The 13,901-nt window shown below is 61.0% G+C and carries 13 protein-coding genes; 11 read left to right on the top strand and 2 right to left on the bottom strand.

Translation table 11 applies throughout. The features are described from left to right. Nucleotides 1-59 precede the first annotated feature (59 nt). On the bottom strand, nucleotides 60-932 hold the full coding sequence (locus DUGA2_RS20225; RefSeq protein WP_070271402.1) for an ABC transporter substrate-binding protein: 873 nt from the start codon (nucleotides 930-932) through the stop codon (nucleotides 60-62). Nucleotides 933-1,071: 139 nt separating this feature from the next. Between DUGA2_RS20225 and DUGA2_RS20230 the strand changes: the two genes are divergently transcribed. The 9 genes from DUGA2_RS20230 (at nucleotide 1,072) to DUGA2_RS32850 (ending at nucleotide 10,675) form a co-directional block, all read left to right on the top strand. Beyond that, nucleotides 1,072-1,398, top strand: a complete 327-nt coding sequence (locus tag DUGA2_RS20230; RefSeq protein ID WP_070271286.1) for a flagellar basal body rod C-terminal domain-containing protein — start codon at nucleotides 1,072-1,074, stop codon at nucleotides 1,396-1,398. A gap of 48 nt (nucleotides 1,399-1,446) precedes the next feature. Then, a complete protein-coding gene (locus DUGA2_RS20235; RefSeq protein WP_070271287.1) occupies nucleotides 1,447-2,601 on the top strand; it encodes an acyl-CoA dehydrogenase family protein in 1,155 nt (384 codons plus the stop codon). After that, the gene (locus tag DUGA2_RS20240; protein ID WP_070271288.1) at nucleotides 2,601-4,169 is read left to right on the top strand and encodes a class I adenylate-forming enzyme family protein; all 1,569 of its coding nucleotides are present in this window, start codon (nucleotides 2,601-2,603) and stop codon (nucleotides 4,167-4,169) included. The genes DUGA2_RS20235 and DUGA2_RS20240 overlap by 1 nt, the downstream gene beginning before the upstream one ends. A 21-nt stretch (nucleotides 4,170-4,190) precedes the next feature. Continuing rightward, nucleotides 4,191-5,345: an ABC transporter substrate-binding protein gene (locus DUGA2_RS20245; protein WP_070271289.1), complete on the top strand. Its 1,155-nt coding sequence runs from the start codon at nucleotides 4,191-4,193 to the stop codon at nucleotides 5,343-5,345. A gap of 6 nt (nucleotides 5,346-5,351) precedes the next feature. Continuing rightward, complete coding sequence (locus tag DUGA2_RS20250) at nucleotides 5,352-6,224, top strand: branched-chain amino acid ABC transporter permease (protein WP_070271290.1); 873 nt, start codon at nucleotides 5,352-5,354, stop codon at nucleotides 6,222-6,224. Next, the gene (locus tag DUGA2_RS20255) at nucleotides 6,221-7,225 is read left to right on the top strand and encodes a branched-chain amino acid ABC transporter permease (protein WP_083296387.1); all 1,005 of its coding nucleotides are present in this window, start codon (nucleotides 6,221-6,223) and stop codon (nucleotides 7,223-7,225) included. The genes DUGA2_RS20250 and DUGA2_RS20255 overlap by 4 nt, the downstream gene beginning before the upstream one ends. Next, nucleotides 7,218-7,931 carry an ABC transporter ATP-binding protein gene (locus tag DUGA2_RS20260; protein WP_070271292.1) on the top strand — a complete coding sequence of 238 codons (714 nt, stop codon included), beginning with the start codon at nucleotides 7,218-7,220 and terminating at the stop codon, nucleotides 7,929-7,931. The genes DUGA2_RS20255 and DUGA2_RS20260 overlap by 8 nt, the downstream gene beginning before the upstream one ends. Further along, a complete protein-coding gene (locus tag DUGA2_RS20265) occupies nucleotides 7,924-8,625 on the top strand; it encodes an ABC transporter ATP-binding protein (protein ID WP_070271293.1) in 702 nt (233 codons plus the stop codon). Before DUGA2_RS20260 ends, DUGA2_RS20265 begins: the two co-directional genes overlap by 8 nt. Nucleotides 8,626-9,034: 409 nt before the next feature. Further along, nucleotides 9,035-10,675 carry a P-loop ATPase, Sll1717 family gene (locus DUGA2_RS32850; protein WP_071658955.1) on the top strand — a complete coding sequence of 547 codons (1,641 nt, stop codon included), beginning with the start codon at nucleotides 9,035-9,037 and terminating at the stop codon, nucleotides 10,673-10,675. A gap of 44 nt (nucleotides 10,676-10,719) precedes the next feature. Here the strand turns inward: DUGA2_RS32850 and DUGA2_RS20270 are convergent, their stop codons facing one another. Further along, the gene (locus DUGA2_RS20270) at nucleotides 10,720-11,688 is read right to left on the bottom strand and encodes a DUF4105 domain-containing protein (RefSeq protein WP_070271294.1); all 969 of its coding nucleotides are present in this window, start codon (nucleotides 11,686-11,688) and stop codon (nucleotides 10,720-10,722) included. Between the two features lie 223 nt (nucleotides 11,689-11,911). Here DUGA2_RS20270 and DUGA2_RS20275 point away from each other — a divergent pair, with 223 nt between their 5' ends. Together DUGA2_RS20275 and DUGA2_RS20280 are read left to right on the top strand one after the other, a co-directional pair. Further along, on the top strand, nucleotides 11,912-12,811 hold the full coding sequence (locus DUGA2_RS20275) for a LysR family transcriptional regulator (protein WP_070271295.1): 900 nt from the start codon (nucleotides 11,912-11,914) through the stop codon (nucleotides 12,809-12,811). 63 nt (nucleotides 12,812-12,874) lie between these two features. After that, nucleotides 12,875-13,852: a gamma-glutamyl-gamma-aminobutyrate hydrolase family protein gene (locus DUGA2_RS20280; RefSeq protein ID WP_070271296.1), complete on the top strand. Its 978-nt coding sequence runs from the start codon at nucleotides 12,875-12,877 to the stop codon at nucleotides 13,850-13,852. Nucleotides 13,853-13,901: the final 49 nt, after the last annotated feature.

Raw genomic sequence — 13,901 nt, forward strand, 5'->3', positions numbered from 1 at the left:
GACACAGGCCGATGCACACAACCAAGGGCGGGAGGTAGCACAAAGCAAGTTAGTTTGTCTTAAGGGTAGCGTTTCACATCGTCCAGCGTGAACCACAGCTCTTTGCGGTTCAGCGGCGTTTGCGGCGTCAGCAGCGGGTTGGGCAGGTTGATCACCAGCCGATGCTCGAAGCGCGCGTTGCGCAGCAGGCGGCCGTAGTGCAGATAAAACAGTTGCTCGAAGCTGCCGTCGGCCAGCGCCGCCTCCAGCCCCGTCCGCACGGCCTCGGCCAGGGCCGGATTGTTGCGGTTCACGAAGAAATAGTCGGCGGCCGGATAGTGCACCACGATGTGGGGGTCGATCGCCAGCTCGGGATGGCGGGCAGCCTCGGCCCAGATCTCGTTGGCCGAACGCGGCGCCCAGTCGATGCGGCCCGCATTCAGCATGCCGAACAGGCCGCTGTAGACCGCCACCGGATGCACTTTCAGCCCGCTGTGGCGCAGGATCTGCAGGTCCGGCCAGTCGTGGCCCTGGGCGCTGGTGTAGCGTTTCAGGTCGTCCACCGTGCGCACGTCGCGCAGCAAGTCCTTGTGGTCGGCGCGCACCAGGCCGATGCGCCAGCCGATCAGGCCGCGCGTCATCGGTATCCGCACCGGCAGCAGCGCCTCCTCGCGCTCGGCCGAGGTCATGGTGCCGACGATGTCGATGCGGCCCGAGCCGGACTGCAGCTCCACCAGCGCCCGGTTCTGCTGCATGCGCGTGGGCGACAGCTCGGCGCGGTAGTGGCCGCCGGCCTTGGCCAGCGCCAGCTCCAGCAGCGCCTGCCCGTATTCGCCGCGCTCGTCGTCGATGCTTTCGGCGCGCGGATAGCGCACCACGATGGGCTCGGCCATTGCGGCGCCCACCGCAGCCGAGAGCAGGCAGGCGCACAGCAGGCGACGCAGAATAGCCATGGATATCATCCAGAAAGTATCTGTATGTCAATACTCTCCCAGTTGTCCGGCGGCGTCAAGCCTGCTGAAATTTTAGTCAATTGCGTGCACAGCCGCGCAGAACGGTGTACACTTTCGTTACTTGCCGAAGGGAAATATCATGGCCATTGCCGCACTCAGCTCAGGAATCACCGGACTCAACGCCTCGGAACGCGCGTTGGGCAACAGCGCGCACGCGATCGCCAACATCGGCACGCAGGGTTTCCAGCCGGCGCAGGCGACGTTCCAGGAAAACGCCCCGGCCGGCAGCGGCGTCTCGATCTCCTTCCAGGCGCAGCAGTTGCAGGCGGCGGACGCGCCCAGCGGCACCGACCTCGCCACCGAAACCACCAACTCGCTGATCTACAAGGCGCAGTTCGACCTGTCGGCCAAGGTGATCCAGGCCGCCGACCAGAATCTGGGCACCTTAATCAATACCAAAGCTTGACAGGGTCTGGCCGAATCGGCACATTGAAGTCTTCCGAAGAGGGAGACCATGATAAGAGACCAGGAAACGCTCAACATCCTGCTGGACAGCATCCGCCGCTTCGTGCGCGAACAACTGGTGCCGCACGAGCAGCTCGTGGCCGACACCGACGAAATCCCTCCAACGCTGGTCGCGCAGATGCGCGAACTGGGCCTGTTCGGCCTCTCCATCCCCGAAGCCTACGGCGGCCTTGGTTTAACCATGGAAGAGGAAGTGCTGGCCGCGTTTGAAATCGCCCGCACCTCGCCCGCCTTCCGCTCGCTGTTCGGCACCAACAACGGCATCGGTTCGCAGGGCATCCTGATCGACGGCACCGAGGAGCAAAAGAACGCCTGGCTGCCGCGCATGGCTTCCGGCGAGATCGTCGGCGCCTTCGCGCTGACGGAGCCCGGCCACGGCTCGGACGCCGGCGCGCTCGAGACCACAGCCGTGCGCGACGGCGACCACTACATCATCAACGGCACCAAGCGCTACATCACCAACGCGCCGGAAGCCGGCGTGTTCACCGTGATGGCGCGTACCGACAGCAGCCGCAAAGGGCCAAGCGGCGTATCGGCCTTCATCGTCGAACGCGACACGCCCGGCATCTCGCTCGGCAAGACGGACAAGAAGATGGGCCAGCGCGGCGCGCATACCTGCGACGTGATCTTCGAAAACTGCCGCGTGCCCGCCGCCAGCATCATCGGCGGCAAGGAAGGCCAGGGCTTCAAGACCGCCATGAAGGTGCTGGACAAGGGCCGCCTGCACATCTCTGCGATATGCGTCGGCGTGGCCGAGCGCATGCTGGACGATGCGCTGCGCTACGCGATGGAACGCCAGCAGTTCGGCCAGCCGATCGCCGAGTTCCAGCTAATCCAGGCCATGCTGGCCGACAGCAAGGCCGAAATCTACGCCGCCCGCAGCATGGTGCTGGACGCCGCCCGCCGCCGCGACAACCACGAGGACATCTCCACCGAAGCCTCGTGCTGCAAGCTGTTCGCCTCCGAGATGTGCGGCCGGGTGGCCGACCGCTCGGTGCAGATCCACGGCGGCGCGGGCTATATGTCCGACTACGCGGCCGAGCGCTTCTATCGCGATGTGCGGCTGTTCCGCATCTACGAAGGCACCTCGCAGATCCAGCAACTGGTCATCGCCCGCAACATGATCAAGGCGGCCGAGGGCTGATGGACGCCATCGACACCGCCCGGATACTGGCGACGCTGCCGCAACGCCTGAGCGGCATCCCGCGCCGCTGGGCGGAGCGCGCACCGCAAGCCTGGGCGCTGCACGATGGCGCGCGTCACTGGACCTATGCCGAGCTGGCGGCCGCCATCGACGCCACGGTGGTGCAGCTGCGGGCCTTGCAGGTACGGCCTGGCGACCGCCTGATGGTGGTCGGCGAAAACTGCGTGGCGCAGGTGGCGCTGATCTTCGCCGCCGCCGAGGTGGATGCGTGGATCGTCAACGTCAACGGCCGGCTGTCGGCGCGCGAGGTGGACCAGATCCGCGATCACAGCGGCGCGCGGCGCGCGATCTACACGTCGGCGCCCGCCACAGCCCATGCCGCAGTCCCGTCCTCGCCGGAGACCGCCGCGCACGGCCAGCGGCACGGCGCCACGGGCGCGCCCTCGCCGTTCGGCCCGTGGATGGTAGGCGCGCTGAATGCGGACTGCGCGCCGGAGCCGGTACACGCCGCATCGGCGCAGCAGGTGGCGGCGTTGATCTACACCACCGGCACCACCGGCCAGCCGAAAGGCGTGATGCTCACGCACCGCAACCTGCTGTTCATCGCCGCCGTCTCCAGCACCTTGCGCGGCCTGACGACGAGCGACCGCGCCTACGGCGTGCTGCCCATCACCCACGTCTACGGCCTGGCCTCTGTCATGCTGGGCACCCTGTACGCGGGCGCCTGCCTGTACCTGTGCCCGCGCTTCGCACCGGACGCGGTGTTGAAGGCGATCCGCGACGACGGCCTGACCATCCTGCAGGGCGTGCCCGCGATGTACGCGCGCCTGCTGGAGACGCTGGGCGACACCGGCCAACCGCTGGCATCGCGGCTGCGCTTCATCTACGCCGGCGGTTCTCCGCTGGCGCCCAGCCTGAAGGCGCAGGTGGAGCGGCTGTTCGGCCTGACGCTGCACAACGGCTACGGCATGACAGAAACCTCCCCCACCATCAGCCAGACCCGCCTCGACCAACCGCGCAACGACGACTCGGTCGGCCAGGCCATCCCCGGCGTGGAAGTGCGCCTGGTCGATGCCGGCGGCGCCGACACGGAAGACGGCGCAGCCGGCGAGCTATGGGTGCGCGGCCCCAACATCATGGCCGGCTACTACCGCGAGCCGGAACTGACAGCGGCAACGATGCGCGACGGCGGCTGGCTCAACACCGGCGACGTCGCCCGGCGCGATGCAGACGGCGCATTGTTCATCGTCGGCCGCACCAAGGAGTTGATCATCCGTTCCGGCTTCAACGTCTACCCGCTTGAGGTGGAGACGGTGCTGAACGCGCATCCGGCGGTAACGCAATCGGCCGTGGTGGGCCGCGTCGCCGCCGACGGCAATGAGGAAGTCGTGGCCTTCGTCGAAATCGATCCGCGCCGCCAGGTCACGGCTGACGAATTGCAGCAGTACCTGGCGGGCCTGCTGTCGCCGTACAAATGTCCATCAGAGATTATCGCCATGCAGGCCTTGCCGGCAGCGGCCACCGGAAAAATATTAAAAGGGCAGCTGCGGCAACTGGCACAAAGATAACCACACCAAGGGGAGACCGGCATGAAACACATCACAATTGCGGCACTGATCGCGATGGCAATGGCAGGCGGCGCAGGTGCCGAGGAATTCACGGTCGGCGCGGAACTGCCGCTGACCGGCACGCTGGCCCGCGTCGGCTCCGGCATGCAGGAAGGCGTGATGGTCGCCGCCGAGGTGTTCAACAAGACCAACGGCAAACACAAGATCAAGATCATCACCATCGACGACGAATCGGCGCCGGCCAAGGCGGTGGCTGCGGTGGAGAAGCTGGCCAGCCAGGGCGCGGTGGCGATCACCGGCGGCTACGGCTCCAACAACATCTCTCCCGCATCCGACGCGGCCAACAAACTGGGGCTGGTCTACATCACCTCGGGCGGCGTGGACGACAGCCTGGTCAACAGCGGCCGCAAGAACTTCTTCCGCATCAATAACACCGCCGGCTATGAAAAAGCCGTGCAGGGACTGCTGGCGGACATGGGCGTGAAATCGGTGTCCATCGTCTTCTCGACCAAGGAAGCGACCTCCGACCTGGCCAACTCGGTGCAGAAGGTGTTGACCACCAAGGGCGTCAAGGCCGTCACCCACTCCTTCGATCCGGCCATCACCGACTTCAAGCCGATCATCAACAAGATCAAGCTGCAGGACAAATCGGAGGCGATACTGATGGTCGGCTACGAGAACGACTACGTCGGCATCCTGCGCGCGGCGCGCGTGCTCAAGCCGCCCGTCAAAGCGATGATAGGCGTGTGGTCGCTGGCGACGCCGAAGATGGCGTCCGAGTTTCCGGACCTGATGCCCAATGTGTACGGCACCGCGCTGCTGCCCTTCCCGGCCCACTTCGAGACGGCGGACGGCAAGGCCTTCGCCGACGCCTACAAGGCCTTGTACAAGAAGGAGCCGGACTATCTGGGCCAGTTCGGCTACGTGCAATCGATGCTGCTGTTCGAAGCCATCGCGCGCGCCGCCGACAAAGGCACGGTGAAGAAAGGCGGCGTGGCCGAAGAGCTGCGCAAGACCGACCGCGACACGCTGATCGGCCGGGTGCAGTTCGGCGCCAACGGCGACAACCCCAACTTCGTGCACCGCATGGGCCAGCACCAGGGCAAGAACATCGTCATCGTCTGGCCCAAGGAGACGGCGACCGGCAGCATGGTGTATCCGGGCCTGCCCTGGTAAGCCGTCGTGACGGAACTGATACTCCAGGCGCTGTATTCCGGCCTGTTGCAGGGCGGCTCCTACGCGCTGATCGCACTGGGCCTGGCGCTGGTGTTCGGCACCATGCGCGTGATTAACCTGGCCCACGGAGAGCTGGTGCTGCTGGCGGCCTACATCGCCTACTCGGTGGAATCGGGGCTGGGGCTCAATCCGGCGTGGGCGATACCGATAGCGCTGGTCGTGGTCAGCGCGACGTCGGCCGGCGTGTACTGGCTGGTCGGCCGCATCAAGCAGGACCGCGAGATCAACTCGCTGATACTCACCTTCGGCATCGGCGTGATCCTGACCAACCTGATACTGCTGATCTGGAAGGCCGATGTGCGCTCGACCAGTTCCAGCTGGCTGCAGGAAGCGTTCGTGGTGGGGCCGCTGTACAGCATGCGCAGCGAATTGATCTTCTTCGTGGTCAGCCTGCTGTTGATGGGCGGCTTGTGGTGGTGGTTGTCGCGCAGCTGGTACGGGCGCGCGCTGCGGGCGGTGTCCAGCAACCGCGACGCCGCCAAATTGATGGGCATCGCGCCGGGCCGCACGGAGCTGGTGTCGTTCATCGTGGCCGGCATGCTGGCCGGATTTGCAGGCGTGGCGCTGTACAGCTACGGCGTGATCCAGCCCGCATATGGCGGCGCGCTGACGGTCAAGGCCTTCATCATCACCGTGCTGGCGGGCGTAGGATCGATCCCCGGCGTGCTGATAGGCGCCGTGCTGCTGGGCGTGGCCGAAGCGCTGACCGTCACGCTGGCCAGTTCGGCCTTGCAGGAATTGGCAGGCATGACCTTGTTCCTGCTGGTGCTGTTCGTGATGCCGAATGGCCTGATGGGCGCGGCCCGGAGGCGCGGATGACCCCGAAAACCAGAAAGGGGTCTGACCCCGTACGGGGTCAGACCCCGGCATCCGGGTTGCGGGGTAGCACTCGCCTGATCTACGGCGCGCTGACCGCTGCCGCCTACCTGCTAGTCCCCACTCTGCTCGGCGCCGACAACTACATCATGAGCCTGATCGTCGCCGCCATGGTGATCGGCTGCGTCGCCCTGTCCTGGGCGCTGCTGGGCAACCTGGGCGGCATGGTCAGCTTCGGCCACAGCGCCTTCTTTGGCGTGGGCGCCTACGTATCGGCCATCGTCACCGTCAAACTGGGCGTGCCGGTGCTGGCAGGGATCGCGCTGGGCGGCATCGGCGCGCTGCTGGCCTCCGTGGTGATGCTGCCGGTGCTGCGGCTGCGCGGCCCCTACTTCGCGCTGGCCATCCTGGCCTACGCCCACATCTTCCGCATCCTGGCCACCGAATGGACCTCGCTCACCGGCGGTTCCGGCGGTATCGCCAACATCCCCGGCCTGCCGACCATCCTCGGCTACGACATGAGCGGCAAGACCGGCGCCTACCTGACGATACTGACCATCGTGCTGGCGTTCGCGCTGGCCTACCGCGCCATCCGCGCCAGCCACTACGGCACCGCCCTGCGCGCCATGCACGACAGCGAAGACGCCACCCGCGTGGTCGGCGTCAACAGCACCTTGCTCAAAGGGCTGATGCTGATGGTGTCCGCCTTCATGGCCGGCGTGGCGGGCGCGTTCAACGCCCACTACATCAACTTCCTCGAACCGGACTACGCCTTCAACGGCCTGTGGGTGACGCTGCCCATCGTCGCCGCCATCTTCGGCGGCTACCGCACCATCGCCGGGCCGGTGGTCGGCGCGCTGGTGGTCTACCTGCTGGACCAGCTGGTGTTCAAGACGCTGATCCCGACCGGGCATCAACTGGTGCTCGGCGGGCTGCTGGTAGCGATGATCATCTTCAGTCCCACCGGCCTGCTCGCCCTGCTGCGGAGGAAAGACCATGCTTGAGCTGAACAATCTCTCGGTCCGCTTTGGCGGCCTGACGGCGGTCAACGCCGTCACCCTGGCGGTCGGCACGCACGACGTGGTCGGCCTGGTCGGCCCCAACGGCGCGGGCAAAACCACGCTGTTCAACGCCATCTCCGGCCTGGTGCGGCCGACCGGCGGCACGATACGCTTCGACCGCCAGGACGTGATCCGCACGCCGATCTACCGGCGCGCGCGGCTGGGCATAGGCCGCACCTTCCAGATCCCGCAGCCCATGCACGAGCTGACGGTGCGCGAGAACCTGGTGGTGGCGCAGCGCTTCGGCACCGGCAGGATCGATGAAGACAAGATCGATGAGATATTGGAGTTCACCAGCCTGGCCGACAAGGTGCATCGCGATGCCGCGACCGAACTGGCGTTGACCGAGTTGAAGGCGCTGGAGGTGGCGAAAGCGCTGGCCACCACGCCCAAGCTGCTGTTGCTGGACGAAGTGCTGGCAGGCCTGGAGACCAGCGGCAAGCGGCGCTTCATGGGCATGCTGAAGGAGATGCATGAGCGCTTCGGCGTGGGCATCGTCATCATCGAGCATGATATCGAGACTATCAATTCGTTGTGCCAGCGGGTGGTGGTGCTCAACTTCGGCCAGTTGATCGCGGACGGCACGCCGGATGCGGTGTTCAACGATCCGGAAGTTATTCGAAGCTACACCGGAGCGGCGCATGCTTGAACTGGATCAGGTACGCGCAGGCTATGGAGCGATCAACGTGTTGTGGGACGTGTCATTGCGCGCCGAGGCCGGCCAGCTCACGACCATCATCGGCCCGAACGGCGCAGGCAAGACCACGCTGCTGCGCGCGATCATGGGACTGGTGCCTGTGACGGCTGGCGAGATCCGCTTGAACGGGGAGCGCCTGAACGGAACGCCGACATGGGAAATGGCGGACCACGGCATCGCCATGATCCCCGAAGGCCGCATGGTTTTCCGCGACATGAGCGTGGAAGAGAACCTGATCATGGGCGCGTTCCACAAATCGCACCGGCAGCATGTGAAGCGGCGATTGGAAGAAGCCTACGAGATGTTCCCACGCCTGCGCGAACGACGCACGCAGCTGGCCGGCTCGTTGTCCGGCGGCGAGGCGCAAATGCTGGCGATGGCGCGCGGCCTGATGTCCGATCCGCGCCTGCTGATTATCGACGAACCCTCGCTGGGCCTGGCGCCGTTGATTGTCAACGAACTGTTCGAGATACTGGAACGGCTCAAGGCCGGCGGCCGCACCATCGTGCTGGTCGAACAAAATACCGAGCGCGCGGTTGCGGTGGCGGATCATGTCTACCTGCTACAGAACGGTCGCGTGACACTATCCCAGCCCATTGCGGAAGTCAGTATGAAACAACTACACGCGCGTTATTTCTCCCGTTAACCAAGCTGTGCTCACCTCTGTGCGCGCTACTCATTCAGACGGAGACACTATTGCAATTTAAATTGCCAATTTGCAAGCGCTCAAGCGCGACTCTATAGCGGAGCTGCCAATCATACCGCACTTAGCAAGTGTCGCAGGAACAGTTGCCACCGTTGCAACATTTTATCAATGTAGTTCAAAAGCCACGTTTAACATACCTCCTGCTCGCAATTAAAAGTCTTTTCCATAGTTATATTAGTTAAGAAACCAATAGAACTATTTCCCCGCAGATATTCCATGTTGGAAAAATATATTGCTTTTACTCCTCGTTGATGGCAGTATAATTTTTTAAGAAATGTTATTTTGAATTTTTATTGCGGCGAAAATATTTTTATTTTAATAATATTAATTAAAATCCAAGGCTAGCACTATGGCAGACCGAAATGTCGGCATCACATTCCGTTTTCGTAGAAATGATTCAGTAGGAACAGCTGATGCTGAGTCCGATGATAATTACATATCAGATTGCTTCGTGGAAACTGGCGATTTGGAAGCTTTACGCAACTCGAATAGCCCAAAAAGAATTATTGTCGGTCGAACGGGCTCAGGGAAAAGTGCATTGATAAGAAGACTAGGCGAACTGGAGGATAATGTTATTGAGGTTCCCCCTCAGAATTTATCGTTGGGGTACATCGCAAACTCTGAAATACTAAATTTCTTTGAGACAGCAGGAGTAAATCTAGATTTGTTTTATCAACTTTTATGGAAGCACGTTTTAACCGTCGAGTTACTGAAGTACAAGTTCAACATTAATACAGAAGAACAAAAGCGGAATTTTTTAAATAATTTATTTGACACGATAAATCGTGATAAGTCCAAAGAGCAGGCAATAAATTATTTGCGCGAATGGGGAGAGAAATTCTGGGATGAAACAGAATATCGGGTTAAAGAACTTACAACAAAGGTTGAGTCAGAACTTAAAGGATCATTTGGAGCAGGATTTTCTGGTGTAAAAATGGATGCATCAGGAGGAAAAAAACTCACGGAGGAGCAAAAGCAAGAAGTGATACAGCATGGAAGAAGAGTTGTTAATGAAATACAAATTAAAGCTTTGGCCGATGTAATTCGGCTACTATCTGATGATATATTCAATGACTCACAGCAACTTTACTTTATAACAATAGATGGCCTGGACGAGCATTGGGTGGAAGAAAAGTTGAGGTATAAGTTAATCAGAGCCTTGATAGAAACAGTAAAATCATTTCAAAAAATTAAATCTGTAAAAGTAATAGTCTCCATTAGACTAGATCTTCTAAATAGAGTAATAAATGCAACTCGAGATGCTGGATTTCAAGAAGAAAAATATGAATCTCTATATTTAAAATTGAAATGGTCACATCAGCAACTGGAGGATTTGTTAGATAAGCGAATAGGAAAGTTGGTCAGATCGCAATATACAACTCGCCCGGTAAAATTAAAAGAATTATTCCCGACAAAAATCGGCAGAACTTCTTTCCTTGATTATCTCTTTGAAAGAACTTTTCTACGCCCCCGCGATGCCATTCTTTTTGTTAACGCCTGTCTGGAAAATGCTGAAAATAAAAACACAGTCACAGCACAAATTATCTCAAACTCCGAGGGAGAATATTCCAAAAAACGACTCATCTCATTACAAGAGGAGTGGGGTGCAACCTACCCAAGCATCGGAAAATATATAAAAATACTGGAAAAAAAACCTTGGAAGTTCAAGCTATCGTCCATTTCAAAAGAGTCAATTGAATCAATTTTTTATAATGATTTCAGTTTTGATCTTGATTCAAATGATATAGTGATACAAGCGGCCAGTGATTTCATTCTAAACAACAAAGGGACGCTCCACTCTTTCCTTCAAATACTATTCGATGTATTTTATCAAGTGGGGCTTGTTGGAATTAAGCCTGATGCAACCAGCAAAACATTTTGGTCGTTTCATAGTAACGATGGACCTAGTCCCGGCTCGGTCAAGCCCAACTCCGTTGCATACGTCCACTCAACATTTTGGAGGAGTCTCGGTATTCAGATAGGGGATTAGTAACCGAATATCTCTGCACATACTTACTCGGCTAGCCTCAAATATCAGTACCGAACACGATGTGAGAAATCTTTGGCGCTGCCAGCCACCCGCGCCTTGCCGGTGATGTGGGCTTGTTGCCGCAGCGAGTCGAAGCCTCCCTGCCCGGCCAGCGCGCCGATATCGAACAGGTAGCGGTCGAGATAGCCCGACGCCAGCAGCCGCCAATCCAGCGGCAAGCCGGGATCGATGCGCCGCGCCATTTCGAAGACGATGGTGGTGCAGTTGGCGATCAGCGTGTTGTAGAAGCGCGGCTCGCGCTTGAGCAGTGCGCCCTCGTCCAGATAGGACAGAAACAGCGAGCGCATCACCTCCGGCGGCATCTTCAGCCGGTACAGATACATGTCCTCTCCACGCACGTTGGTGCGCACGCGCAGGATATCGCGCTCATCGGCGGCGATCAGCACAGTCTCGAAGCGCTTGAAGAAACCGGCGATGGCGTCGAAGCTCTCGCCACGCTCCTTACGGATCTCGATGGAGAACGTCAGATAGCGCCCGTCGGCAAATCCGAACGACACCAGCGTATGCGCGATGGCCGGCCCCATCCAGTACGACAGCGCCACATCGACCGACTGCAACTGGCTCAGATCATACTGCCGCTGCTCCCAGCGCTGCGTGTAGTCGGTATCGCTGCGCCAGTCGAAGTTGCGCACCTGGTCCAGCGTGACCACGCTGCCCTGCACCCGCCCCGTGACCATGTGCGCCACGTCGTCAGCCCATACGCGCTCATGACTGGGCTTGATGGTGCTCCACCACCCCATCATCAACACGACGGCAGCCAGCCAAGGCAGCAGCACGCGCGCACTCCTGCGCCACCACCACAGCACCAGCGCTACCATGCTGGCAGCCCCCCAGACCACCGCCAGCGCAGGCGCGGCCTGGAACCACAACGCACCGACGCCCCACAGCGACAGGCACAGCACCACGAACGCGGCGCATAGCTTGCCGGCGAGAGTCAGGTATTTTTTTAACATCCCCGATTATAGGGGCTTAATCCTCTTTATCGTCGACACTGCTGCCGCAGCCGATCTGGACGCATATTACTTTTAATGCAATACTCACGACCACGCCAATTATTCCGATAAGTACCAACATGGCGATTTCCGTAAAGGGTGAAGAGACGCTTCACTGTAACGGCGCCGCGCTGATCAAGCCAATATCAAATACGGCGGCCATCTATCTCGAAACGGCATAACGGTGATTTCACTTAAACAGTTTAAATATTTTGTAGAGATCGTGGAGGCCGGCAGCTACTCGCGCGCGGCGGAGAAGCTGTACATCGCGCAGTCGGCGCTGAGCCGGCAGATCAAGGAGCTGGAGGACGAGCTGCAAACCCAGCTGCTCACGCGCGATTCGCGCCACATCGAGCTGACGCCGGCCGGCCAGCTGTTCTTCGAACGCAGCAAGCGCATCCTCGACGACATCGACCACACGGTGGTGCAAGCCCGCCAGGTCGGCCTGGGCGCGCAAGGTCTGATCCGCCTGCAGCATTCCAGCTCGGTGATCCTGACGCCGGCGCTGACCGGCGCGCTGCGCCGCCTGCTGACGGAGTTCCCCGGTGTGACGCTGGAAATCTCGATGGCGCCGTCGGAAGACCAGACCATGGACATCGAGGAAGGCCGCGCCGACATCGGCCTGATCCGCATGCCGACCTTGCGCAAGTATCCGCACATCCAGGTGCGCGAGCTGGCCACGGAGCGGCTGGTGGTGGCGGTGTCGCAGCACTCGCCGCTGGCGGCACTGGACAATATCGAACTGGCCGACCTGCGCGACGAAGCCTTCATCTCTATCCCGCACAAGAGCCGGGGCGGCCTGAGCTATCTGGTGGCCAATCTGTGCCTGGACCACGGCTTCTTCCCCAAGCAGGCGCGGGTGCTGTCGCGCAAGTCCTCGCAACTGAGCCTGATCGAAGCCAACCTCGGCATCGCCATCGTGCCCGAGTGCATGCGCCTGATGGCGCCGGCCGGCGTGCGCTTCATTCCGCTGTCGGGCGGCGGCCTGTTGACCAAGGTGGGCCTGGCCAGCCGGCGGCAGGCCGAGCCGCTGGTGTCGGCCTTCGCCGAGGCGCTGGTCCGCGAACTCAACCCGGCATCGTAGCGGGCGACTGATGGCGCTGGCATGTGGCACACTGGACGCCTGTAGATAGTCAACGAGGATGGCATGAGCGCGGGACCGGAAGACAAGGATCAAGCACAACCGGCGCAACACCGGCGCAGCACCGACCAGGACCGCCGCGCGCCGCGCCAGGATGTCGGCACGCCGCGCTACCTGGACCCGGGCGACACCGTTTTCACCCTGTGGGGCCGCGTGCTGATGGCGCGCTACCGGCGCATCGCCGCCGCCGCCACGCGCCACATCATTCAACGGCCGCTGCACATCGGCGTATCGGCCCGCATCTTCCACCCCGAGCCTGGCGCCACCGGCCTGCGCAGCAAAAACCTGCAATACCTGGAGGAATCCATCGCGCAATGGGTGATGTCGCGCGATGTGCTGGTGTTCATGATCCCCACCGTCAACACCGACGGCCTGCTGCACCCATCCAACATCCGCCTGCGCGACTATGCCAAGCATCTGGACGGCCTGGTGTTGCAAGGCGGCGCCGATGTGTCGCCGCAAAGCTATTCGGAAACGCCAACCCGCCCTGAATGGGGCGGCGACCGCGCGCGCGATATGTACGAGCTGGAGCTGCTGCACGAGTTCGTCGAGGCCGGCAAGCCGGTGCTGGGCATCTGCCGTGGCTGCCAGTTGATCAACGTGGCTTTCGGCGGCACGCTGTACCAGGACATCGCCTCCGACGTGCCCGATTCGCTGGCCCACGTCAACGACGACTACGACCGCAACCGCCACGAGGTCAGCTTCCCGGCGGGTTCCTCGCTGTCCAAGCTGTTCAAGGGCAAGAGCGCCGGCCTGGTCAACTCCATCCACCACCAGGCCGTCAAGACGCTGGGGCGCGATATGGCGGTGGAAGCCTTGTCCGTGCCGGACAATATGGTCGAGGCCATCCGCTACCGCAAGGCGCCTTTTGTGATGGGCCTGCAGTGGCATCCGGAATTCCATCAGGCCGGCGGCGTCGAATTGCTGGACTGCACCGCCATCCTCGACAATTTCCTGCGCGTCGCGCGCGAGACACGGTTCTAGGCCGCCGCAAAATTGCTGGCCGCAGATGCTTGCCGGGTGTAAACTCATG

The organism is Duganella sp. HH101, from assembly GCF_001758795.1.
GTDB lineage: Bacteria > Pseudomonadota > Gammaproteobacteria > Burkholderiales > Burkholderiaceae_D > Rugamonas > Rugamonas rivuli.

What these genes read in the sequence shown, in the direction of transcription:
- DUGA2_RS20245 (WP_070271289.1), top strand. Translation starts at nt 4,191, where the DNA reads ATGAAACACATCACAATTGCGGCACTGATCGCGATGGCAATGGCAGGC.
- DUGA2_RS32850 (WP_071658955.1), top strand. Translation starts at nt 9,035, where the DNA reads ATGGCAGACCGAAATGTCGGCATCACATTCCGTTTTCGTAGAAATGAT.
- DUGA2_RS20240 (WP_070271288.1), top strand. Translation starts at nt 2,601, where the DNA reads ATGGACGCCATCGACACCGCCCGGATACTGGCGACGCTGCCGCAACGC.
- DUGA2_RS20225 (WP_070271402.1), bottom strand. Translation starts at nt 932, where the DNA reads ATGGCTATTCTGCGTCGCCTGCTGTGCGCCTGCCTGCTCTCGGCTGCG.
- DUGA2_RS20260 (WP_070271292.1), top strand. Translation starts at nt 7,218, where the DNA reads ATGCTTGAGCTGAACAATCTCTCGGTCCGCTTTGGCGGCCTGACGGCG.
- DUGA2_RS20280 (WP_070271296.1), top strand. Translation starts at nt 12,875, where the DNA reads ATGAGCGCGGGACCGGAAGACAAGGATCAAGCACAACCGGCGCAACAC.
- DUGA2_RS20265 (WP_070271293.1), top strand. Translation starts at nt 7,924, where the DNA reads ATGCTTGAACTGGATCAGGTACGCGCAGGCTATGGAGCGATCAACGTG.
- DUGA2_RS20270 (WP_070271294.1), bottom strand. Translation starts at nt 11,688, where the DNA reads ATGTTAAAAAAATACCTGACTCTCGCCGGCAAGCTATGCGCCGCGTTC.
- DUGA2_RS20255 (WP_083296387.1), top strand. Translation starts at nt 6,221, where the DNA reads ATGACCCCGAAAACCAGAAAGGGGTCTGACCCCGTACGGGGTCAGACC.
- DUGA2_RS20230 (WP_070271286.1), top strand. Translation starts at nt 1,072, where the DNA reads ATGGCCATTGCCGCACTCAGCTCAGGAATCACCGGACTCAACGCCTCG.
- DUGA2_RS20235 (WP_070271287.1), top strand. Translation starts at nt 1,447, where the DNA reads ATGATAAGAGACCAGGAAACGCTCAACATCCTGCTGGACAGCATCCGC.